19 protein-coding genes are annotated in these 22453 nt (G+C 62.1%); 11 read left to right on the forward strand and 8 right to left on the reverse strand.

Translation table 11 applies throughout. From position 1 onward, the window contains the following. Positions 1-33 precede the first annotated feature (33 nt). Entirely contained in the window at positions 34-1161 is a 1128-nt protein-coding gene (locus tag N1937_RS17260; RefSeq protein WP_017965875.1) for a monooxygenase, read from the forward strand. Here the strand turns inward: N1937_RS17260 and N1937_RS17265 are convergent, their stop codons facing one another. Together N1937_RS17265 and N1937_RS17270 are read right to left on the reverse strand one after the other, a co-directional pair. Then, complete coding sequence (locus tag N1937_RS17265) at positions 1162-1626, reverse strand: RrF2 family transcriptional regulator (RefSeq protein WP_017965876.1); 465 nt, start codon at positions 1624-1626, stop codon at positions 1162-1164. Between the two features lie 174 nt (positions 1627-1800). Beyond that, positions 1801-2589 (reverse strand): SDR family NAD(P)-dependent oxidoreductase, encoded by a 789-nt coding sequence (locus N1937_RS17270; protein WP_017965877.1) that lies wholly within the window; start codon positions 2587-2589, stop codon positions 1801-1803. A 144-nt stretch (positions 2590-2733) separates the two neighbouring features. On the opposite strand from N1937_RS17270, the gene N1937_RS17275 reads away from it, so the two are divergent. Then, positions 2734-3504: a TIM barrel protein gene (locus tag N1937_RS17275; RefSeq protein WP_017965878.1), complete on the forward strand. Its 771-nt coding sequence runs from the start codon at positions 2734-2736 to the stop codon at positions 3502-3504. On the opposite strand, the gene N1937_RS17280 is transcribed toward N1937_RS17275, so the two are convergent. Then, complete coding sequence (locus tag N1937_RS17280; RefSeq protein ID WP_017965879.1) at positions 3501-4520, reverse strand: LacI family DNA-binding transcriptional regulator; 1020 nt, start codon at positions 4518-4520, stop codon at positions 3501-3503. The genes N1937_RS17275 and N1937_RS17280 overlap by 4 nt on opposite strands. Positions 4521-4697: 177 nt before the next feature. On the opposite strand from N1937_RS17280, the gene N1937_RS17285 reads away from it, so the two are divergent. The 8 genes from N1937_RS17285 to N1937_RS17320 all read left to right on the forward strand — a co-directional run bounded on the left by N1937_RS17285 (position 4698) and on the right by N1937_RS17320 (position 16716). Next, positions 4698-6623: an ABC transporter substrate-binding protein gene (locus N1937_RS17285; protein WP_260056609.1), complete on the forward strand. Its 1926-nt coding sequence runs from the start codon at positions 4698-4700 to the stop codon at positions 6621-6623. Positions 6624-6709: 86 nt separating this feature from the next. Next, complete coding sequence (locus N1937_RS17290) at positions 6710-8818, forward strand: alpha-amylase family protein (protein WP_170257938.1); 2109 nt, start codon at positions 6710-6712, stop codon at positions 8816-8818. 103 nt (positions 8819-8921) lie between these two features. Then, positions 8922-9908, forward strand: coding sequence for an ABC transporter permease (locus N1937_RS17295; RefSeq protein ID WP_222386808.1), 987 nt, complete (start codon positions 8922-8924; stop codon positions 9906-9908). A gap of 10 nt (positions 9909-9918) precedes the next feature. After that, positions 9919-11109 carry an ABC transporter permease gene (locus N1937_RS17300; protein WP_017961798.1) on the forward strand — a complete coding sequence of 397 codons (1191 nt, stop codon included), beginning with the start codon at positions 9919-9921 and terminating at the stop codon, positions 11107-11109. Positions 11110-11119: 10 nt separating this feature from the next. Next, positions 11120-12829, forward strand: coding sequence for an ABC transporter ATP-binding protein (locus tag N1937_RS17305; protein WP_222295752.1), 1710 nt, complete (start codon positions 11120-11122; stop codon positions 12827-12829). 10 nt (positions 12830-12839) lie between these two features. Beyond that, positions 12840-13634: a 2-oxo-tetronate isomerase gene (gene otnI / locus N1937_RS17310; protein ID WP_162117923.1), complete on the forward strand. Its 795-nt coding sequence runs from the start codon at positions 12840-12842 to the stop codon at positions 13632-13634. Beyond that, positions 13631-14506: a 2-hydroxy-3-oxopropionate reductase gene (locus N1937_RS17315; protein WP_260056610.1), complete on the forward strand. Its 876-nt coding sequence runs from the start codon at positions 13631-13633 to the stop codon at positions 14504-14506. Before otnI ends, N1937_RS17315 begins: the two co-directional genes overlap by 4 nt. A gap of 107 nt (positions 14507-14613) precedes the next feature. Next, positions 14614-16716, forward strand: a complete 2103-nt coding sequence (locus tag N1937_RS17320) for a beta-galactosidase (RefSeq protein ID WP_162117921.1) — start codon at positions 14614-14616, stop codon at positions 16714-16716. 4 nt (positions 16717-16720) lie between these two features. Here the strand turns inward: N1937_RS17320 and N1937_RS17325 are convergent, their stop codons facing one another. Beyond that, positions 16721-17263, reverse strand: a complete 543-nt coding sequence (locus N1937_RS17325; RefSeq protein ID WP_170261649.1) for a hypothetical protein — start codon at positions 17261-17263, stop codon at positions 16721-16723. A 131-nt stretch (positions 17264-17394) separates the two neighbouring features. Between N1937_RS17325 and N1937_RS17330 the strand changes: the two genes are divergently transcribed. Continuing rightward, complete coding sequence (locus N1937_RS17330) at positions 17395-17868, forward strand: cupin domain-containing protein (protein ID WP_260056611.1); 474 nt, start codon at positions 17395-17397, stop codon at positions 17866-17868. A 68-nt stretch (positions 17869-17936) separates the two neighbouring features. Here N1937_RS17330 and N1937_RS17335 read toward each other — a convergent pair whose 3' ends face one another. The 4 genes from N1937_RS17335 to N1937_RS17350 all read right to left on the reverse strand — a co-directional run bounded on the left by N1937_RS17335 (position 17937) and on the right by N1937_RS17350 (position 22441). Next, entirely contained in the window at positions 17937-19046 is a 1110-nt protein-coding gene (locus tag N1937_RS17335) for a sn-glycerol-3-phosphate import ATP-binding protein UgpC (RefSeq protein ID WP_260056612.1), read from the reverse strand. Positions 19047-19058: 12 nt separating this feature from the next. After that, complete coding sequence (locus N1937_RS17340) at positions 19059-19973, reverse strand: ABC transporter permease subunit (protein ID WP_260056613.1); 915 nt, start codon at positions 19971-19973, stop codon at positions 19059-19061. Between the two features lie 10 nt (positions 19974-19983). Next, on the reverse strand, positions 19984-20868 hold the full coding sequence (locus N1937_RS17345; RefSeq protein ID WP_017965892.1) for a carbohydrate ABC transporter permease: 885 nt from the start codon (positions 20866-20868) through the stop codon (positions 19984-19986). Positions 20869-21085: 217 nt separating this feature from the next. Continuing rightward, positions 21086-22441, reverse strand: a complete 1356-nt coding sequence (locus tag N1937_RS17350; RefSeq protein WP_260056614.1) for an extracellular solute-binding protein — start codon at positions 22439-22441, stop codon at positions 21086-21088. Positions 22442-22453: the final 12 nt, after the last annotated feature.

The raw sequence follows: 22453 nt of genomic DNA on the forward strand, positions 1-22453 counted from the left end.
TCACTCCTATATCCGTCGAGAAAAGAGTGACCGATGGGAACGGTATCGCAATTTCATCAGAGCCTGAGAGCTCCCGCGCATCGCATCGAAAGCGAAGAGGAGGCGATATCCACGGCCCGCGACCTCGCCGCCGCATTCCGGCATCACGCGAGCGAGCGCGATATCAACCGCATCCTACCCTTTGCCGAGCTTGATGCGCTGTCGGTATCGGGGCTGACTGCAATCGCGGTGCCGCCCGACCACCAAGGGCTCGACGTGTCGAACGCCTTGCTCGCCGAAATCGTTGCAATCATCGCCGAGGGCGATCCTTCGATCGGCGAGGCGCTGGAAAATCATTTTTGCATGCTGGAAACCCTCCGCACCCAGGCTGCCGAAGATTTGAAGGCATCGCTGTTTGCCCGCGTGCTGCTCGGCGACCGCTTTTCGGGCGCCGCCTTCACCGACGGAGCTGCGCTTGCGGCCGAAGGCCCGGGCTACCGCCTGAGTGGGCGCACGCGACAGGCGCCCGGTATTCTATTCGCCGACTGGATCGCCGCTGCCGCCACCGCCCCGCCCAGCCGCCCGGTGACGCTCTACCTTGCACGGGCTGACGAAGGCGTGCAGGTGGTCGACGATTGGGACGGCTTCGGCCAGCGCACCAACGGATCAGCGACGGTGATCGTCGCCACACTTCATGTCAATGCCGATGCGATTGCCCCTGCCCCCTCGTCCGGATATTCGACCGGCATCTCGCTCGGCCTGCTGCTCAAGGCCGGCGTCAGCCTGGGCATCGCGCGGGCCGCATGGAGCGACCTGATGACCGCGATTGGCGATCGCAGCGCGACCGTCCTCCCGCGAATCGGCGGCCGCGCCATCCGTATCGAAGCGACAGCGGCAGCCTTGGAACGGGCTGGGCGCAAACTCGACATTGCCCAGGTCAATCCTGTTGAGGCAGCGATGGCGGACGCGCATTTTTCCGCCTCGGCCGCCGCAATCCTTGCCGGGGAAACGGCGCTCGACACCGCAAACGCGCTGTTTGAACTTGCAGGGGAAACATCGGCCGGCATCGGGCTCAATCTCGACCGCCATTGGCGCAATGCCCGCATTCACGCGCTATCGCTGCCGCACGATAAACTGGTGCATGCCGCAGGCGAATATATGTCGAAGGTTGGCGGCGCCTAATCAGCTGGCGGCGGAGATCGGGAATTCTTCCGCCGTACCGTCGACGCGGCCACCGCCGGCGACGAATTGCTCAAGGGTCATATTGTCGAGAATGGCGGCGATCGCGTCCCGAACGTCGGTCATCGAGCGCCGCACCTGACAGGTTTCCGGATCGGCACAGTCGTCGCAGGCCTCGTAAGCCGTTCGGCTGGCGCAACGGATGGGCGCTAGGGGCCCGTCGAGCGTGCGGATGACATGGCCGATGCGGATTTCGGAGGCCGGCCGCGACAGGGAATAGCCGCCGCCCGGTCCCTTTTTCGAGCGCAGGATGCCGACATTGCGCAGTTCGAGCAGGATCGTATCGAGAAACTTCTTCGGGATATTGTTGCGGGCCGCGATGTCGTTGATGAAGGCGGTCTCACCCGGCGCCAGCCGCGCCAGGTCGACCAGCGCCTTCAGCCCGTATTTTCCCTTTTTCGTCAGCATCGTCGTCGCCTTGTAGAAATCGCAGTATTATCCTGCCAATAGCAGGCAAATAGCGTCAAAAGCGTGAACATACAACAAAATAGCTATTATTTATAGCTTGTATCGGCAACATCCACAGGCCCGCACGGCAGCCTTGACAAAGACCGGCCGCCGCGCGCTTTCCGCTCACCTCGGTCAGATCGTCTTCAGCATGCCGCCGTCGACGAAATAGGTCGAGCCGATGCAATAGCTCGCACGCTCCGAACTGAGGAAGACAAAGACGTTGGCCAGCTCCTCCGGCGTGCCGAACCGTTTGGAGGCGGCGTGCTCGTTGGCGACGCTCTGCAGATAGCCCTCCCAGTTGCCGCCGGTTTCGGCGGTCAATTGCTTGGCGGTCTTGATCCAGTCGGGCGTCAGGATCAGGCCGGCATTGACACAGTTGACACGGATATTGTCCTTGATGAGTTCGGTCGAGAGCGTCTTCGAAAACATCATCAGCGCCGACTTGCTGACGTTGTAGATCGGCTCGTACCAGAGTGGCTGGACAGCGCAGATCGAGGCGTTGTGCAGGATCACTCCGCCGCCGCGTTCCTTCATCTGCGGCGCGATGCCGCGCGCCAGCCGCACGGCGGCCATCACATGCAGGTCCCAATAGGTCTGCCACTTCTCGTCGGGCGCCTCCATCACCGTCTCGTTCGATCCGGTGCCGGCATTGTTGATGAGGATGTCGGCGCCGCCTTTTGCGGCCGCCGCCGCGATGATCGCCTCGGTTCCCGCAACCGTCGCCACATCGGCCGCGACAGCGGCGGCGCTGACGCCGTACGTCTCGGCGATACGGGCGGCTTCCGCCTCGAGCCGTTCGCCGCCGCGTGCTGCCAGCACGAGGTCGGCGCCCTCGGCCGCCAATCCCTCGGCGATCGCCAGTCCGATGCCGACCGACGCACCTGTTATGACGGCAGTCTTTCCCTTCAATCCGAGATCCATGTCTTCCTCCGCAAAACGGCCGGAGATCCCGGCCTGATGTGCTGAGTGTTCCGCCAATGAATACCGGGCGTCAAGCGCCTGCACTCCTCTTGCGGCAGACGCCGATCTGTCGCATGCCTGCATCAACGGATGGGAGGAGTTTTGATGCGACGTTATTCAGCCTGCATAGAGTGGCTGTTTGCCGAAGAGGGCGACAGCTTTCCCGATCGCATCCGCCGCGCCCATGCAGCCGGCCTGACGGCGATCGAATTCTGGCGCTGGACCGACAAGGATCTGAATGCGATCGAGGCGGCGCTGAAGGAAACCGGCCTTGCCGTCTCCAGCCTCGTCGCCGAACCGATGATCGCACTGACCGACGCCGCCAACCGGCAGGTCTGGCTCAAAGGCCTTGCCGAATCCGTGACTGCCGCGAAGCGTCTCGGCGCGCCGGTGCTAATTGCCCAGGCGGGCGACGATCTCCCGGGCTTGAGCCGCGAAGAACAGCGCCGGGCGCTCACCGAAACGCTGAGAGCCGGCGCCGATATCCTCAAAGGCAGCGGTGTGCGCCTCGGCGTCGAGCCGCTCAATATCCGCATCGACCATATCGGCTATTTCCTCGATTCGACCCGCGAAGGCCTCGACATCATCGACGACGTCGCTCGCCCCGAGATCGGCATCGTCTACGACATCTACCATTCCGCCGTGATGGACGAGCGCAGCGAAGACGTGCTGAACGGCCGTCTCGACCGTATCATCCACGTCCATGTCGCCGATCACCCCGGCCGCAACGAGCCGGGCTCCGGCAGCATCGACCTTGCTCTACGCCTCGGCTGGATCTTCGCCAACGGTTACGACGGCGCCGTCGGTCTGGAGTACCGGCCGACCAGGCCCGGCGCGGACGCAGTCAAGGCCGCGATTGCTTCGCTCGGCGGTTAAACCTCGGCGGCATCGACGCTTGCCACCGCCTTGCAGGGTCCGGCAGAGCGGCGCTCGATAATGCGCGAGGCAATCATGATGCGCCGCGCCGGCATGCCGGGGAGGCGTGGATTCTCGATGCGCTCGAGCAAGAGCCGCAGCCCGACGGCCCCGCACTCCTGCCCCTCCATCCTCACCGTCGTCAGCGCCGGTGAGATCTGCGTTGCCGGCGAGTAGTCGCCGAAACCGACGACCGAAATATCGTCGGGAATGCGGTATCCCTGACCAAGCAGCTCGGAAACCACGGTCAGTGCCAGCCCGTCATGGGCGCAGAAAAAAGCCGTTGGCCGGATGCCCCTTTGCTTCAGTGCCTGGTAGGCCGTCGCGAAGCCGTTCTGCTCGTCGAACTGCATAACATGAAGCGCAACGTCAGGATAACGTTCGGCGACTTCGCGGGCGCCGTAATGCCGCTCTTGGCGTCCCCGCAGGCCCGGCATGCCATAGACGTAAACAATGGACCGATGGCCGAGCCCAACCAGATACTCTACCACCGCCTGCCCTGCCTCATGGTCGGTGCCGCCGACATGGTCTATCTGCTCAAGCGCATCGACCCAGCCGAAACGCACGATCGGAACGCCGGTGGCACTCACCGCCGCCACAGCCTCACGAGCGTGCGGACCGACGAGCATCAGCCCGTCGCAAGTGCGCGCCAGCTCTTCCAACTGGCCGGAATCATGGGTCCAGCGTACGCGTAGCGTCATGCCGAGCCGATGAGCCTCGCGCTGCACACCGTTCTGCACCTGCATATAGAGCTCACTGTTGACGGCATCGAGATCGTGAAAGACGACCGCGACCTCGCCGGCAGTACCCTGCCCGGCAGGCTTGATATAGCCGAGGCGCTGCGCCGTCTCGCGGATCAGCGCGCGCGTTTCTTCGCTGACGCCGCTCTTGCCGGCAAGTGAGCGCGACACCGCGTATTTCGACAGGCCGACCTCCCGCGCGATCGTCTGCAATGTAACCCGGCCCCTGCTTCCCACGTGGCACCTCAGCGTTCGATTGATGCGCGCTGGCTATAGCAATCGCGCCGGTAAAGCAAATTTATACACTAACGTAAACATAACGCTTTACCTAACAATATCCAAATGTAATCTTTTCTCCATCCAAGCCCACAGCAAAAATAATGATAAGGGCACGGATTTTTGGAGGAGATCCCTATGATCAAGCTGAAACGACGTGCGTTTCTGGCCGGGACGTCGGCCGCCCTGATATTACCGGCCCTGCCGGTTTTCGCCGCTGACTTCAAGGAAGCGGATATCCTGAAAACGAAGGTGTCGAGCGGCGCCCTGCCGGGTCTGAAGGACCGGCTTCCTGAAAATCCGCTCGTCATCAAACCGGTCGAAAGCGTCGGCAAATACGGCGGCGACTGGAACATGGCGCTGGTTGGCGGCGGGTCGCTGTCGATGCTGTTTCGCTACCAGGCCTACGAACCGCTGCTGCGCTACACCCCCGACTGGTCAGGCGTGACGCTGAACGTTGCCGAGTCTTTTGAGGGTGACGCCGATTCCAGAGTCTATACGATCCGCCTGCGCAAGGGAATGAAATGGTCGGACGGTCATCCCTACACCACTGCCGACATCAAGTTCTGGTACGACACCGTCTTTACCGACAAGCGCGTCGCCTTCGTCGGCCAGGATCATTGGAAGTCCGGCGGCAAGCCGGCCAAGCTGGAGATCGTCGACGAGCAGACCTTCAAGGTCACCTTCGACAAGCCGAACGGTCTTTTCCCGCTGCAGGTCGCCTGGGCAAACAACGACCAGACGACGCGCACGCCAAAGCATTATCTCGAGCAGTTCCACATGGACTTCAATCCGAAGGCCGATGAACTCGCCAAGCAACGCGGCTTCGAAAGCTGGATCGCCTCCTTCCAGGCGGCCGCCGGTTTCCAGGACGACAACGCCTTCTTCTTGAACTCCTCGAAGAAGCCCTGCGTGCATGCCTGGATGTTCACCATAGCACCCGGCGAAAACACCGAACGCGCCGTTGCCGAGCGCAATCCCTACTATTGGAAGGTCGATACCGAGGGCAACCAGCTGCCCTATATGGACCGCATCGTCTACCAGATGGTCGCCGACCCGCAGGTTCTGCTGCTGAAGGCCATGCAGGGCGAAGTCGACCTGATGGACCAGTATATCGCCACGCCGAACAACAAATCGGTTCTCTACGATGCGCGTGAGCAGGGCGGCTATGATTTCTACACGCTGACTTCGACCGAAGCCAATGTGATGAATTTCATCTTCAACCTGAACCACAACGACGAGACCAAGCGGACGCTCTTCCGGAACAAGGATTTCCGCGCGGCACTCTCGACCGCGCTCGACCGGCAGTCGCTGATCGATGCCGTGCTCGTTGGCCAGGGCGCGCCTGCCCAGCCGTCGATCAAGAAGGAAGACCCGCTTTACAATGAGCAGCTCGCCACCCAGTTCACCGCCTATGACGTCGACAAGGCAAATGCCATGCTCGACCAGCTCGTGCCGAAGCGCGACGACCAGAACTTCCGCCTCGACGAAAAGGGCCGCCGCCTGACGATCATCTTCGAGATCGACCAGGCGCGCGCCGTCTTCCTCGATCTCTTCCAGCTGGTCATTCCGATGTTCCAGGCGGTCGGGATCGATGCGCAGATGCGCTCGATGGACCGTTCGCTCTGGGAGACGCGCGTCCGCCAGGGCCGTGATTTCGATGCGACCGCCCACCAGTTCGGCGCCAATGGCGGCGTCGCCGCCATGCTGGACCCGCGCTATTACGTGCCGACCGATGCCAACGCCATGTATGCCCCGGCCTGGCAACTCTGGTATCGCGACCGCGCCAATGCCAATGCCGAGGAACCGCCGGAAAGCACGAAGAGCCAGCTTGCGCTCTACGACAAGCTGAAGGCGACGTCCGACTCATCAGGCCAGCGCGAAGTCATGAAGCAGATCCTGCAAGGCGCCGCCGACAATTTTTATGTCTTCGGCATCTCGCTGCCGCCCGACGGCTACGGCATCGTCAAGAACAACATGAAGAACATTACCAAGATCATGCCGAACTCCTTCGGCTGGCCGACGCCCGCTCCGACGATGCCGGAGCAGTTCTATAAGGCCTGATGGCCCATTCCCCATGATGCATGCTAGGCGCCGGCCCTTCCGGTTGGCGCCGAGGTTTTTCTTTTGCCAATGATTGGATGAAGACGATGCTCGATGCCAGGAAACGGAACACCCACGCGCTGAGGACGCCGGACTGGTTCAAGACCGCGACCCGCTGGACCCAGCTGACTTTCGTGGAAGACGACCCGGAGAAATACGATCCGGCCTTCTGGATCGACGTGTTCAAGCGTACGAAGTCGAACGCGGTCTGCCTCAGCGCCGGCGGTTACATCGCCTATTATCCCAGCGACGTGCCCTACCACTATGTCAGCAAATATCTCGGCGACAAGGATATCTTCGGCTCGCTCGTCGATGCCGCCCGCAAGCTCGACATGCATGTCATGGCCCGCGTTGACCCGCATGCGATCCATGACGATGCCGCCAAAGCCCATCCGGAATGGGTGATGATCAATGCCGACGGAACCCCGCGCCGCCACTGGGCCTATCCCGATGTCTGGGTGACCAATGCCTATGGCGACTACAACAGCGTCTTCATGCCTGAGGTGGTCAAGGAGATCGTCCGCAAATACGATGTCGATGCGGTCTTCGCCAATCGCTGGCAGGGCCACGGCGTCGATTATAGCGAAGACAGCGGCCGCCGCTTCAAGGACATGTCCGGCCATGCTCTGCCGAAGAAGCCCGATGCCGAGGATCCGGCCTGGCAGGCCTGGGTGCAATGGCGCCGCCGCGTGCTGACAGACATGATCGCGCGATGGGACGATGCCGTCAAAGCGATCCGCCCGCATGCGAGCTTCATTCCGAACATGGGTGGCGCTTCGCTGATGGAATTCGATCTCTCGGTCATCGCCAGGCACTGCCCCTTCCTCGTCGTCGACCATCAGGGCCGAAAGGGCCTGGAGCTCGGCTGGTCGGCAGGCCGCAACGGCAAGCGCATCCGCGCCACCTTCCCCGACCGCCCGGTCGTGCTGATCACCTCGATCGGCCCGGAGGAGGAATATCGCTGGAAGGACGCCGTCACCTCGGGTGAGGAGATGCAGCTCTGGATCAACGACGGCACTGCCCACGGCCTCTACGCCTGGTTCACCAAATTCAACGGTGTCGTGCCCGACAAACGCTGGGTCGAGCCGGTGGCCGACGCATTCGGCCTGCAGGCAGCCGTCGAGCCCGTGCTGGAAAGCATGAAGCCGACCGCCGAAATCGCTGTCGTCGATCCCTCGACGACGCTGCGCCATTGGGCGCCGGAAGAGCGGCATTCCGCCGAAAAACACGATCTCGGTCTCTATCATGCCCTCGTCGAAGCCCGCCTGCCCTTCGAGTTGCTCTCGGACCAGGTGCTGACCGAAGAGAGCCTCGACCGCTTCAAGCTAATCATTCTCGCCAACGCCTCCTGCCTTTCGGATGCCCAGAACGCCGCAATCCGCGCCTATGTCGCTCGCGGCGGCAGCGTCATTGCCTCCTATGAGACATCGCTGCGCGACGAATTCGGCAAGAAGCGCCCCGAATTCGGCCTTGCCGACGTCCTCGGCGCCAGATACGTCTCCGGCCCGCGCGGCATCGTCAAGAACACCTATGTCGCCCTTTCTGGCGATCACCCGATCAATCGGGGTTTCGACGGCGCCGAGCGGATCATGGGCGGCACCCGCCTGATCCACGCCGAACCGTCGGTCGATGCGAAGACACCCTTCCTCTACATCCCCGACTTTCCCGATCTGCCGATGGAAGAGGTCTATCCGCGTGAGGCCCCGAAAGGTGCTGCCGTCATCGCCCGCGAGACTGGCAAGGGTGGCCGCACGGTCTACATCCCCTGGAACATCGGCGAGATCTTCTGGGAGGTCTTTGCCGTCGATCATGCGCGGCTCATCGCCAACGCCGTTCATTGGGCACTCGGCAAGACGCCGCGTGTCACCGTCAAGGGCAAGGGGGTCGTCGATCTGGCGCTGCGCGAAAACGATGGGGGCCTGGCAGTCAGCCTCTTCAACCTCACCAACCCGATGATGATGAAAGGCCCGATCCGCGACAATTACCCTCTGGCAGCGCAGACCGTTTCGGTGGAGATTCCGGAGGGCCGATCGCTGGCAAAGGCTTGGCTCGTCGTTGCCGACCGCGCCGCAAACTTCAGCTTCGGGAATGGCCGCGCGCAGGTGGAGGTGCCTGGTATCGATCGGCTGGAGGTCCTGCATCTTACCTGGAAATGAGATGACACGCGACGAAGGAGCGCTTTCGGCCTGGAGGGCCGAAGGTGGGTAAAGATCCGGGGAAGCGCGTCACGGCGTTCCCGACCGGAGGAGAAACGTTTCGATGCTTGGCTATATCTTCAAGCGCGTGCTCTACATGATCCCGACCCTGTTCGGCATGTCGCTGATCTCGTTCCTGATCATCCAGTTGCCACCAGGTGACTATCTGACGTCGATGATCGCCACCATGAGCGACAGCGGCCAGACCGTCGATCCCGCGCAGATCGAGCGGCTGAAGGAAATCTACGGCTTCGACGACCCCTTCTATGTCCAATATCTGAAATGGATCTGGGGCATCGTCAGCCGCGGCGACTTCGGCTACTCCTTCGAGTGGGGCCAGCCCGTCTCCGGGCTGATCTGGGCTCGCATGGGCTCGACGCTGGTGATCTCGCTCCTGAGCCTGCTCTTCGTCTGGATCGTCGCTTTGCCGATCGGCATCTATTCCGCTGTCCGCCGCCACTCCGTTGGCGACCATGTCTTCACCTTCCTCGGCTTCATCGGCCTTGCTGTGCCGAACTTCATCCTGGCGCTGACGCTGATGTACATCGCCTATAGATATCTCGGCCAGAGCGTCGGCGGGCTGATTTCGCCGGAATATGCCGAGGCGCCCTGGAGCCTCGCCAAGGTTGGTGATTTCCTCGCCCATCTCTGGATCCCGATCATCATCATCGGCGCATCGGGAACGGCAGCAATGATCCGCATCCTGCGCGCCAACCTGACCGACGAACTGCACAAGCCCTATGTCGTCACCGCCCGCGCCAAGGGACTGCCGGAATACAAGGTCATCTTGAAATATCCGGTCAGAATCGCGCTCAATCCCTTCGTCTCGGCGATCGGCTGGGTGCTGCCGCATCTCGTCTCCGGCGTGACGATCACCGCCATCGTGCTGAACCTGCCGACCGCCGGGCCGCTGCTTTTCCGCGCACTGATCTCGCAGGACATGTACCTCGCCGGCAGTTTCATCCTGCTTTTGAGCGCGCTGACCCTCGTCGGCATGCTGCTGTCGGATCTGTTGCTGGCGCTGCTCGATCCGCGCATCCGGTTCAATTGAGGGGAATGCGATGAGCACGCACGAAACCTTCGGAAACCACGCTGGTCCGCTTCACACTGTTGCCGATGGCCCGTCGATCAGCCCGCTGAAACAGGGCAAGACCGTCTCGACCGCCGCGATCGGCCCCTGGCGGCTGGTCGCCGGCAAACTGATCCGCCAGAAGGTGGCGATGGTGGCCGGCGCCATCATCCTCTTCCTCTATCTGGTTGGCCTCTTCGCCGAATTCCTGGCGCCGGCTTTGCCGATGACCTCGCGGCCGCAATATACCTATGCCCCGCCGCAGGGCTTCAGCTTCTTCGTCGAAAAGCCGGACGGCAGCTCGGAGTTCAATTTCCATGTGAAGGGCTACAAGGTCGAGATCGACAAGGTGGCGCTGCGCCGCACCTTCGTCGTCGACGACACCAAGGTCGTCCCGATCGGCTTCTTCGTCAAAGGCGCGGCCTACGATCTCTGGGGCCTGATCCCGATGAACCGCCACCTGATCGGCCCCCTCAACCAGAACGACCCGATGTATCTGCTCGGTGCCGACCGGCTCGGCCGCGACGTCTTCTCGCGCCTCGTCTACGGCACACGCGTATCCATGTCGATCGGCCTCGTCGGCGTCGCCATGTCGCTGATCCTGGGCGTCGTGCTCGGATCCATCTCCGGCTTCTACGGCGGCTGGGTCGATACGCTGATCCAGCGCGTCATCGAGGTCGTCAGCGCCATGCCGACCATCCCGCTATGGCTCGGCCTGGCGGCGGCGATCCCGCTGACATGGTCGCCGGTCAATGTCTATTTCGTCATCACGATCATTGTCTCGCTGCTCGGCTGGACCAGCCTGGCGCGGGAGGTGCGCGGCCGGTTCCTGGCGCTGCGCAGCGAGGATTTCGTCGTCGCCGCCCGGCTCGACGGATCGAGCGAAGCACGGCTGATCTTCCGCCACATCCTGCCGTCGCTGACGAGCCACATCCTTGCGGTCGTGACACTGGCCGTGCCGACCATGATCGTCGCCGAGACCTCGCTTTCCTTCCTCGGCATCGGTCTCAAGCCGCCGGTCGTCAGCTGGGGCGTGCTGCTGCAGGACGCCCAGAACATCCGCACCGTCGCCACCGCGCCGTGGCTCCTGATCTGGCCGTCGCTCGCGGTCGTCGTCGCCGTCCTGTCCTTCAATTTCTTCGGCGACGGCCTGCGCGATGCCGCCGACCCCTACGACAATTGAGGAGGAAACCATGACCGATCTTTCAGACGACGTCGTTCTCTCCATCGAAAACCTCTCGATCGATTTCCGGCTGCGCACCCACATCCTGCACGCCGTCGAAAATGTCAGCTTCGAGCTGAAGCGCGGTGAGACGCTCTGTCTCGTCGGCGAGAGCGGATCCGGTAAAAGCGTCACCGCCCGCTCGCTGCTGCAGATCGTCGACAGCCCCGGCAGCATCGTTTCCGGCCGCATCCTGCTCAATAACGGCGACGGGATCGCCGACATCGCCGCGCTGAAACCGTCGGATCGGGCGATGCGCGCCATCCGCGGCCGCCGCATCGGCCTGATCTTCCAGGAGCCGATGAGCTCGCTGTCACCGGTCCATACCATCGGTTCGCAGATCATCGAGGCCGTGCGCCTGCACAGCAATCTTGATCAGCATGCAGCCCGCGAAAGGACCATCGAGCTGCTGCGCCAGGTCGAAATTCCGAACCCGGACAAGATGGCCGACCGCTACACCTTCGAGTTCTCCGGCGGAATGCGCCAGCGCGCCATGATCGCCATGGCGCTTGCCGGCAATCCCGACATTCTCATCGCCGACGAACCGACGACGGCGCTCGACGTCACCACCCAGGCAGAAATCCTTGACCTGATCAAGCGGTTGCAGGTCGAACGCGGGATGGCCATGCTGCTCATCACCCATGACATGGGGATCGTCGCCGAAGTGGCCGATGATGTCGCCGTCATGCGTTTCGGCCGCATCGTCGAGCACGGCCCGGTGGATGCGATCTATCACGCCGCCGAGCATCCCTATACCCGCCAACTGCTGGCCTCGACGGTCAAGCTCACCCACCATGTCGAAGGGCGGCTGCCCGCCGTGGCGCTGTCGCCGCAGGTACCGCAGCCGATCCTGTCCGTCCGCAACCTCGGCAAGATCTACGGTTGGCACGGCAAGGCCAATACGCTGCGCGCCGTCGACGACGCCAGCTTCGATCTTTATCCGGGCGAAAACCTCGGCATTGTCGGTGAAAGCGGCTCCGGCAAGACGACGCTCGGCCGGCTCATCCTGCGCACCGTCGAGCCGACATCGGGCAGCATCAGCTATCGCGGCAGGGACGGTAGCGAGATCGACGTCACCAAGCTGACGAAACGCGAGCTTCGCACCTTCCACCGCGAGGTCCGCCTGGTTTTCCAGGATCCCTTCGCCTCACTCAATCCGCGCATGACCGTCAAGGAGGTGATCGGTGATCCGCTTGTTGTCAACGGGCTGGCCAAGGGCAAGGCGCTGGAGGACCGCGTCGCCGAACTGATGCGCCTCGTCGGCCTCGACCCGATGGGCATGGAGCGTTATCCCCATGCCTTCTCCGGCGGCCAGCGCCAGCGCATCGGCATCGCCCGCGCCCTTGCTCTCGACCCCCGCATCATCATCGCCGACGAGGCAACGTCGGCACTCGACGTCTCGATCCGCAGCCAGATCCTCGACCTGCTACTCGATATCCGTCAGCGGCTGAACCTGAGCTTCATCTTCATTTCGCACGATATTTCGGTGGTGCGTTATTTCTGCGATCGCGTCGCCGTCATGCATCGCGGCAAAATCGTCGAACTTGGCGAGGCCGAACAGATCTGCACCGCTCCCGAGGAGGCCTATACCAAGAGCCTCATATCCGCCGTTCCCAATCCCGACCCCCGCGACAAGCGCATGCTGCACCGGCATCGTTTCGTCGCGCCCGCCAATATCTAAGGACGATCCCGTGCCGAAATTTTCCGCCAACCTTTCCTTCCTCTACCAGGACCTGCCCTTTCTCGACCGCTTCACGGCAGCCGCAAAGGACGGCTTCGGCGCCCTCGAATATCTCGGCCCCTATGCCGAGCCGAAGGAGAAGGTCGCCGATGCGCTGATGGCGAGCGGCCTGAAACAGGCGCTCTTCAACGTGCCATCAGGCGACTGGGCCGGCGGCGAGCGCGGCATCGCCTGCTTACCGAAGCGCGTAGACGAGTTCCGCAACGGAGTGGCACTGGCGCTCGATTATGCCGCAGCGCTCGATTGCCGGCAGGTGAATGTCATCTCCGGTCTGGTGCCTAGGGGTGCGGACCTTCAAACGCTGGAAACGGTGCTGGTCGACAATCTGAAATATGCTGCAAAGCGTTGTGCCGACGCCGGCGTCCGGCTGCTGATCGAGCCGATCAACCTGCGCGATATTCCAGGCTTCCTCCTGTCGACGACCGCCCATGCCGAACGCATCCTCGACCGGGTCGGCTCCGACAACCTCTATATCCAGTATGATTTCTACCACATGCAGATTATGCAGGGCGACCTGATCCCGACCTTCACAAGGCTGAAGGAGAAGATCGCCCATGTGCAGATCGCCGACAATCCCGGCCGGGGCGAACCCGGGACCGGCGAGATCAATTACGGCTTCATCCTCTCCGAACTCGACCGCCTCCGCTACGACGGCTGGGTGGGCTGCGAGTACAAGCCGAAATCCGGCACCAGCGAAGGCCTCGGCTGGATGAAACCCTATCTGAAGTCAGCGAGGACAGCATGAACATCGGATTTATCGGACTGGGCGTCATGGGCCGCCCGATGGCGGAACACCTGATCGACGCCGGCCACTCGCTGCATCTGAGCCGGGTGAAGGAAATCTCGCAGCATCTTGTCGACAAGGGCGGCAAAGCCGCCGCAAGCGCCGGGGCGGTGGCGCACGCTTCCGACATCGTCATCCTGATGCTGCCGGATACACCAGATGTCGAGGCGGTTCTGTTCGGCGAAGACGGCGTCGCCGCCGGCCTTTCCCAGGGCAAGCAGGTTATCGACATGAGCTCGATCTCGCCGGTCGCCACCAAGACTTTCGGCAAACGCATCGAGGCGCTCGGCTGCGATTACCTCGATGCCCCGGTTTCCGGCGGGGAGGTCGGCGCCAAGGCCGCCTCGCTGACGATCATGGTCGGCGGCAAGGAGCAAGCTTTCGAACGCGCCAGGTCGCTTTTCGAAAATATGGGCAAGAACATCACCTATGTCGGCGGTAGCGGCGACGGCCAGACGGCGAAGGTCGCCAACCAGATCATCGTCGGCCTGACGATCGAGGCGGTTGGCGAAGCGCTGCTGTTTGCCAGGAAGGCCGGTGCTGATCCGGAAAAGGTCCGCTCCGCGCTGATGGGCGGGTTTGCCGCTTCGCGCATCCTCGAAGTGCATGGAGAGCGCATGGTCAAGGAGACCTTCGAGCCCGGATTCCGCATCCGCCTGCACCGCAAGGACATGACGCTTGCCGTCGATGCCGCCCGCGCACTTGATCTGTCGCTGCCGAACACGGCCGCCACGCAGCAGTTGATGAATGCCGCGATCGCCAATGGCGACGGCGAACGCGACCATTCCGCCCTCATCCGCACCCTGGAACTCCTCGCCGGAGGGCCGCGCTAGATCCACTCTTTTTAGAACAATCGCACGACATCTTCGATTGCCGATTGCCGGAACCTCCTCTCCGGGCGGCGGAGCCATGTCCGGACATTGATAGAAAAGGACCAGAAATGCTCAACAAAGATATCCAGCTGCCCTACGGCGCCGTCTATTTCCGCAAGTCGAATCCGCCCCGCGTGGATTGGGAACGCGACTACGCCACCGCTGGGCAAGACGGCCTCAACATCTTCCGCCACTGGTTCATGTGGAGCGCGATCGAAACCGCCCCCGGCGTCTACGACTGGGAAGAATACGACCGCCAGATGGACCTTGCCGCCGCAAACGGCATCAAGACCGTTATCGCCGAGTTGATTCATGCCGTGCCGGACTGGGCAGTGCGCAAATATGCTCATGCTTTGCAGGTCAATGCCGACGGCACCAAACTCGGTTCCTACATGGGCGTCTCGTCGGCAACCGGTGGCTTCTCCAACAATGGCGGCGGTGCCGGCGCCCTGACGCTGAACTGCGCCGAAGTGAAGGAAGCCGCCGGCAAATTCCTGACCGCACTCGCTACCCGCTACAAGGATCATCCGGCGATCTATGGCTATGACGTCTGGAACGAGTGCAACTATTCCGCCTATGTCGATTACAGCCCCTTTGCCAAATCAGCCTTTCGCAAATGGCTGGAGAAGAAGTACGGCAGCCTGAAGGTCCTGGCGAAAGCCTGGTACCGCTACAGCTATGCCGAATGGGAGGATATCGAGCCGCCGGTGCACATGGCGCCCTATCCGGAATGCATCGACTGGCTGCAGTTCAAGCGCGACAATTTCTACGACCAGATGCAGTGGCGCATCGATACGATCCGCGCCGTCGACCAGAAGAATACCATCGCTGCTCATGGCATATCCGGCGCAATTCCCAACATGGCGGCCAACGGCTGCGACGACTGGCTCGCCGCCTCCAAGGTCGAGGTTTACGGCTTCACCTGGATCCAGGCGCGCAAGGGCTCGGAAGCCTGGAAGAACTGGTATGGCGTCGATATCAACCGCGCCGCCGCCCGCGGCAAGCCCTTCTGGCATGCCGAGCGCCAGGGCGGGCCGCTCTGGCTGCAGCCGCAGGTGATCGGCCGCGACAAGGAGGATGGCCGCGTCGCCGAGCCCGAGGATATCCGCCTCTGGAGCATGACCTCGCTTGCCGGCGGCGCCCGCGGCGTGATCAATCTGCGCTGGCGCCCGCTGCTCGATGGCCCGCTCTTCGGCGCGTTCGGCTCCTACGGCATGGACGGCTCGCGCACGCCGCGCTCCGATATGGCAAGCGCCATGGCGAAATGGGCAAACGACCGGGCGCAGGCTCCCCTCTGGGAGGCAAAGCCCGTTCGCGGCGAGGTCGGCATCCTTGTCGTTCGCGAAACGCAAGAGTTTGATTACCTCCTGAACCATGACCGCAAGGAGAAACCCTATCCCGAGGCCATGTGGGGCGCCTATCGCGCCTTCCTTGAAAATGGCGTGCAGCCGGACTGGGTGCATATCGACGATATCGCGGCCTATGATTTCCTCTATTTCCCCTATCCGATCATGTTCACATCAGAACAGGCGAACCGCCTGAAAGCCTGGGTCGAAAACGGCGGCACGCTGATTGCCGAAGCATGCCCCGGCTATTTCGGCGATCGCGGCCATGTCGGCACCGTTCAGCCGAATATGGGCCTCGACGAGGTATTCGGCGCGCGAGAGGAAGAGGTCGAGTTCATGCCCGATATCGGCGACCGCATCCATTTCGATCTGGACGGCGCAGCCGTCGACGGCGGCGGCTTCCTACAGTCTTATCGGCTGACCGGCGGAACAGGACGCGGCCACTTCACCGACGGCCGTCTTGCCGTCGTCGAAAACGCCTATGGCAAGGGCCGCACGCTGTTGATCGGCACCAATCCTTCCGTGGCCTATTACCGCACGCAGGGGAAGGCGAACGGCGCTTTCTTCGCTGAGCTATTGAGATGGAGCGGGACGAAGCGCCATGTGACGCTGTCGAATGCCGCACTCTTCGCCCGTATCCACGAGGGAGAAAAGGGCAGCTTCCTCTGGCTAGTCAATCCGACGCGAACGGCGCAGAAGACTGAGGTAACGCTCGCCCAAGGGACGCTTGCCCAAAGTCAGGCCGTCTGGCCGATCGGCCATATCGGCAATAGTGGCATCGAGGTGCCGCCGCGCGACGTGCTGATCCTGCCGCTCAATAGCTGAAATTTCAGGATGCGGATGAACTGGCGCCTTCGGCAAAGCCTTCAAGCTCGGGATCGAAATCAACCTCGACGACATTGTTGAAGACGGCGGTGGCCAGCATGATGCCGGCGAAAGCGACGAGGTCGACGAGCACCTTGGTCTCATAGCGCTGTTTCAGCTTTGCCCAGTGTTCGACGGGAACGGCGTTGGAATCGGCGACGATCGCCTTGCCGAAAGCGTCGAGCAGCGCTTCCTCGTCGGAAAGCTCCAGCGCGTCGGGATCGAAACCCTTGTTCATCAGCGCCCGGCGGAAGAAGGTGATAGCGATCTTCGATCTGGCTGCCTTCGAGATCGCATGCGAGAATATCCAGATCGCCCGGTCGTTGATCGCGGGATCGAGTTCGGCGCGCAGCGTGAACCATTCGGCATAAATGCGGTGGGCGGCCGGCGAATGCAGCAGCGTACGCTTCATATTGGTCATCCGGCCGCGCCGCCTGACTTCCTCGTCATGCGCCGCACGAACCTCTTCCGAAGCGGTGTCGTAGTCGATTTGCGGGAGGTGGCTCATCGGGTCCGTTCTTTCGTTTGTGCGCAGAAGCTATCGCGGCGCCGAGATATTGTGGGCTGTACAGCGGCAAATCTGCTTGGCCGCTGCCTGCCTCACGCCTAGACTGACCAAATCGAAGCTGGAGGCAAGGCATGAGCGACGACCACGAGCAGCATCATGTCGATTGGCGTGAACATGGCGTCAAGGTCATTCCCGGCAATTCGCTCGATCCGAACACCGCGCAGACGCCGGGCATGAACCGCGCGACTGCGATCAACAACGCGCGCGCCGGGGCCGAGAAAATCTGGGCCGGCACGGTGACGATCCATGCCAACGCCAAGACCGGCGCTCATCACCATGGCGATCTCGAAAGCATCATCTACGTGGTCAGGGGCAAGGCCCGCATGCGCTGGGGCGAGCATCTGGAATATACCGCCGAGGCCGGCCCCGGCGACTTCATCTACGTTCCGCCCTATGTGCCGCATCAGGAGATCAACGCCAGCCGCGACGAGACGCTGGAATGCGTTCTCGTCCGCTCAGGCCAGGAACCGGTCGTCGTTAACCTCGACATCGAACCGGTCGAAAAGCCGGAAGACGTTGCGTGGATCGATCCGATCCACCGTTAGAGTAATTTCCGCAATGTGCGCAGACCCTTACGCCGCCAAACGCTCTGCAAGAATCATCGCAGACGCCTTCAAGCGTTGACGGCGTCTGCGCCGTTCATAACAGGGTTCTCGATAATCCGGCCGGTATCGGCGGCATAGAGGTGGATCTGGTTGTAATCGATCGCGATGCCGATCGGATCGCCCGACTTCACCTTCACGGCCTCAGTCAGCGCCACGGCAAAGGGCAGCCCGTCGAAATCGGCGTGGACGACGCGGCTTGCGCCGAGCTCCTCGATGAAATCGGCGGTAGCGATCAGGGCGCCGGGAGCATCCGGGGCGACCAGCCGGGCGGCCTCGGCGCGCATGCCGAGCACGACGCGTTTGCCTTTCAGCGGTGCGGCGCGCTCGCGCGGCAGCACGACCTTGCGGCTTTGATCGTAGACGAAGACGCCATCGTCATTGATCGTGCCCTCGAGCAGGTTCATCGCCGGCGTGCCGACGAAACCCGCGACGAAGCGCGAGACCGGATGATGATAGACCTCTTCCGGCGTGCCAACCTGCTCCACCCTGCCGCCATTCATCACCACCAGCCGGTCGGCCAGCGTCATCGCCTCGGTCTGGTCATGCGTGACGAAGATCGACGTGGCGCCAAGGCGGCGGTGCAGGCGGCGGATTTCGGCGCGCATGGCGATACGCAGCTTGGCGTCGAGGTTCGACAACGGCTCGTCGAAGAGGAATACCTTCGGTTCGCGGATCATCGCCCGCCCCATGGCGACGCGCTGGCGCTGGCCGCCGGAAAGAGCGGCGGGCCGGCGTCCGAGGAAGGGTTCGAGGCTGAGCGCCTTGGCGACCTCGCCGATGCGCCGCTGACGCTCCGCCTTCGAGACACCGGCCACCTTCAATGCGTAGCCGATATTCTCGGCAACGCTCATATGCGGATAAAGCGCATAGTTCTGGAACACCATGGCGCAGCCGCGCTCGCGCGGCTCCAGCTGGTTGACGACGCGGCCGTCAATGGCGATTTCACCGCCGCTGATTTCCTCGAGGCCGGCGATCATGCGCAGCAGCGTGGACTTGCCGCAGCCGGACGGGCCGAGGATGACGATGAACTCGCCCGACTGGATGTCGAGATCGACGCCGTGAACGACGGGGGTCTTGCCGTAGTTTTTCTTCACGCCACGAATGGAGATCGGTGCCAAGGGAATACTCCTTCACTTCTCGGTGGAGATAAGGCCGCGTACGAACCAGCGCTGCATCAGAATGACGAGGATCAATGGCGGCGACATGATGATCAGGGTTCCGGCCATGGCCACGTTCCAGTCGGGCAGGCCGAATTCGGACGGGATGAGGGTCTTGAGCTGCGTCACAGCGATACCGAATTTCGGATCGGTGGTGATCAGCAGCGGCCAGAGATACTGGTTCCAGGCCCAGACGAACATGATCGTGAACAGCGCGATCATATTTGGCCGCGAAAGCGGCAGCAGAATATCCCAGAAGAACCGGACCGGGCCCGATCCGTCCATCTTCGAAGCCTCGGCCAACTCGTCGGGAACCGTCAGGTAGAACTGCCGGTAGAGGAAGGTGCCGGTCGCGGTTGCGACCAGCGGCAGAACGAGACCGGGATAGGAATTCAGCAGGCCCCATTCGAGCTTGATCTGGAAGCCGGTGATCTGCGCAACGAGCCAGCTTATGCCGGTGACGTCGAGGATCGTCTGGAAAGGCTGCAGCGCGTTGGCCGCAATCGAATAGGTCGGCACGATGCGGACTTCCAGCGGCAGCATCAGCGTGATGAAGATGATCCAGAAAATCACATACCGGCCGCGGAAGCGGAAGTAGACGATCGAGAAGGCTGCCATGGAAGACAGCATGACCTTGCCGGCGCCGACGGTTGCGGCGAAGATGATACTGTGGAACAGCTTGTTGCCGAGATCGGCGCGAACCCAGGCGGTCTCAGCGTTTTCCCAGAAATGCGAGCCCGGCATCAGCGGCAGCGGCACGCGATTGACCGTCTCCAGATCAAGCGTCGAGGCGATGATGACGATGGCGAAAGGCAGAAGCGCGATCACCATGCCGAGCGCGAGAAGGCTATAGCAGATGAAGTTGAATATCGGCGTGCGTTCGATCATGTCCGCGACCTCACTTGTAGTGCACGCGCCGCTCGATGAAGCGGAACTGGAAGATGGTGAGAAGAACAACGAGCACCATCAGGATGATGGACTGCGCTGCGGCGCCCGAATAGTCGAGACCTCTGAAGCCGTCGAAATAGATCTTGTAGACCATGAGCTCGGTGGCGCGCGCCGGGCCACCCTGCGTCATCACGTCGACGATACCGAAGGAATCCTGGAAGCTCTCGGTGATGTTGATGACGAGCAGGAAGAACAGCGTCGGCGTCAGCAGGGGCAGCTGGATATCCCAGATCCGGCGCATCGGCCCCGAACCATCCATCGCGGCGGCCTCGATCAGCGAGCGCGGAATGCCTTGCAAAGCCGAGAGGAAGAAGATGAAGTTGTAGCCGATATACTTCCAGGAGAAGGCGACGATGACGGCGATCATAGCATCCTTGCCGTCGAGCGCGGGATTCCAGAGGCCGGGCCAGACGTGGTTGATGACTGACAGAAGGCCGGCCTCCGGCGCCAGGATGAACCGGAAGGCGAGGCCGAGAGCGGGAGCGGCAATCGCGTAAGGCCAGATGAAGACCGACCGGTAGACTTTGTGGCCGCGCAGTTCACGATCCGTCAAAAGCGCCAGGATCAGCGCCAGTCCCATGGCAATGGCCGTCGAGCTGAAGCCGAAAATCATGCTGCGAGTGATCGAGTCCCAATAGATCGGGTCGGTGAGCAGCTGTTTGAAATTGTCGAAACCGACCCAGGCATTACCGCCGCCCCATGGCTGCTCGAGCGTGAACGCCCAATAGAGCGCCTGCGCGCTCGGCCAATAGAAGAAGACGAAGATCAGCAACAGCATCGGAAATGCGAAGAGCAGCCCGATCGTCGTTGAGGAGAAAGTGACGCGCTTTTCCATGAGTGGTCGTTTTCGTCCTGGTTCGATTTAAAACATGTCGCGCAAAACTGTGCAGCGGTTTTGCGGTAACGACATGCGTCAAAATAAAGGTCTAAAGCGCGAGGAGCGAATCTGAAAGATTGCGGCGCGCTTCAGGCGCGGGCGGCGAGTTCGCATCCGCGGCCGAGTACGCACCCGGCGCGCGAAACGCGGACCGGGTGCGGCTCATATTAAACGATCAGGGGAGCTGAACGTTCTTGTAGGTCTGCTGGAAGCGACGCAGCAGCGTGTTGCCGCGTTCGGCAGCGCTATCGAGCGAAGCCTGGACATCGGCATTGTTGACGAAGATTGCCTGCAGACCATTGGCGATTTCGGTGCGGACCTGCAGCAGGCCACCGAGGCGGATGCCGTGCGGAGCCGCGTCACCAGCCGGCGAGGCGGTCAGGCTCTGAATGGCGAGTTCGCGGCCGGCATAAGGAGCCTTGTCGTAGAAGCCCTGCTTCTTCAGATATTCGAAGCCGGAGTTACGAACCGGGATGTAGCCGGTAACGGTCGACCAGGTAAGAGCTTCTTCCGGCTTTGCGATGAAGTTGAAGAAGGCAGCGGCAGCCTTGTATTCGGCGTCCGAGTGACCCTTCAGAACCCAGAGCGAAGCGCCGCCGACGAAAGAGCTGTGGCGGGTTGCGTCGCCGTAGGTCGGGAGCATGGCAACGCCCCAGTTCATGCCCTGTTTGGCGGTGCGGCCGACATTGCCGTGGTCGCCGACCGAGGTCAGGATGACCTGGCAATCGCCAGCGGCAAAGGCTTCGACGAAGGTCTGGCCGACAGCCTTGTTCTTGATGACGGCAAGCTTGTTGTCGTACCAGGACTTGAGGTCCTTGACGTAGCTGACGAGAAGCGGGTTCTTGTTGAACGCCAGCTCGGCGTCGAGACCTTCAAAACCGTTCTTCTTCGTGGCGATCGCTTCGCCGTTGACCGCTTCGAACTGCTCGATGTACTGCCAGACTTCGTTGTTGGAGATGTCAAAGCCGAGCGGGCAAGCATAGCCTGCATCCTTCAGAGCCTTGAGGTCCTCGCCTGCTTCCTTCCAGGTCGCCGGAGCATGATCCTTGCCGATCTTGGCGAAGGCGTCCTTGTTCCAGTAGAGAAGAGCGGTCGAGGAGTTGAAGGGGAAGGAGTACATCTCGCCCTTCGATGTCGCGTAGTAGCCGGAGATACCGGAGAAGTAGTCCTTCCAGTCGACGGTATAGCCCATGTCGGTCATCAGCTTGTTGGCCGGGTAGTAGGCGCCGGAGAGCATGATGTCGAGGGTGCCGGCGTCGGAGACCTGGGCGATGGTCGGCTGCTTGCCGGCGCGGAACGCAGCAATGGTGTTCTGCAGGGACGCGTCGTAGCTGCCCTGGCTGGTGCAGACGACTTCGTAGTCGGCCTGCGACTGGTTGAAGCGATCGCACTGCTCCTGGACACGCTTTGCGATGTCACCGGAATTGCCGAACCAGAAGTCAATCTTGGTCTTATCGGCGGCGGCAGCGGGACCAGCAAGAAACGCTGTAGCGAGAAGGGCGCCAACGGCGCCGAGAAGCTTGGCTTGCATGAGAACCTCGAA

Source organism: Rhizobium sp. WSM4643, assembly GCF_025152745.1.
In the GTDB taxonomy this organism is placed as follows: domain Bacteria; phylum Pseudomonadota; class Alphaproteobacteria; order Rhizobiales; family Rhizobiaceae; genus Rhizobium; species Rhizobium leguminosarum_I.

Excerpts from the sequence above, each read along its gene's own strand:
- N1937_RS17260 (WP_017965875.1), top strand. The coding sequence starts at position 34 with ATGGGAACGGTATCGCAATTTCATCAGAGCCTGAGAGCTCCCGCGCAT.
- N1937_RS17265 (WP_017965876.1), bottom strand. The coding sequence starts at position 1,626 with ATGCTGACGAAAAAGGGAAAATACGGGCTGAAGGCGCTGGTCGACCTG.
- N1937_RS17270 (WP_017965877.1), bottom strand. The coding sequence starts at position 2,589 with ATGGATCTCGGATTGAAGGGAAAGACTGCCGTCATAACAGGTGCGTCG.
- N1937_RS17275 (WP_017965878.1), top strand. The coding sequence starts at position 2,734 with ATGCGACGTTATTCAGCCTGCATAGAGTGGCTGTTTGCCGAAGAGGGC.
- N1937_RS17285 (WP_260056609.1), top strand. The coding sequence starts at position 4,698 with ATGATCAAGCTGAAACGACGTGCGTTTCTGGCCGGGACGTCGGCCGCC.
- N1937_RS17290 (WP_170257938.1), top strand. The coding sequence starts at position 6,710 with ATGCTCGATGCCAGGAAACGGAACACCCACGCGCTGAGGACGCCGGAC.
- N1937_RS17295 (WP_222386808.1), top strand. The coding sequence starts at position 8,922 with ATGCTTGGCTATATCTTCAAGCGCGTGCTCTACATGATCCCGACCCTG.
- N1937_RS17300 (WP_017961798.1), top strand. The coding sequence starts at position 9,919 with ATGAGCACGCACGAAACCTTCGGAAACCACGCTGGTCCGCTTCACACT.
- N1937_RS17305 (WP_222295752.1), top strand. The coding sequence starts at position 11,120 with ATGACCGATCTTTCAGACGACGTCGTTCTCTCCATCGAAAACCTCTCG.
- N1937_RS17315 (WP_260056610.1), top strand. The coding sequence starts at position 13,631 with ATGAACATCGGATTTATCGGACTGGGCGTCATGGGCCGCCCGATGGCG.
- N1937_RS17320 (WP_162117921.1), top strand. The coding sequence starts at position 14,614 with ATGCTCAACAAAGATATCCAGCTGCCCTACGGCGCCGTCTATTTCCGC.
- N1937_RS17325 (WP_170261649.1), bottom strand. The coding sequence starts at position 17,263 with ATGAGCCACCTCCCGCAAATCGACTACGACACCGCTTCGGAAGAGGTT.
- N1937_RS17330 (WP_260056611.1), top strand. The coding sequence starts at position 17,395 with ATGAGCGACGACCACGAGCAGCATCATGTCGATTGGCGTGAACATGGC.
- N1937_RS17340 (WP_260056613.1), bottom strand. The coding sequence starts at position 19,973 with ATGATCGAACGCACGCCGATATTCAACTTCATCTGCTATAGCCTTCTC.
- N1937_RS17345 (WP_017965892.1), bottom strand. The coding sequence starts at position 20,868 with ATGGAAAAGCGCGTCACTTTCTCCTCAACGACGATCGGGCTGCTCTTC.
- N1937_RS17350 (WP_260056614.1), bottom strand. The coding sequence starts at position 22,441 with ATGCAAGCCAAGCTTCTCGGCGCCGTTGGCGCCCTTCTCGCTACAGCG.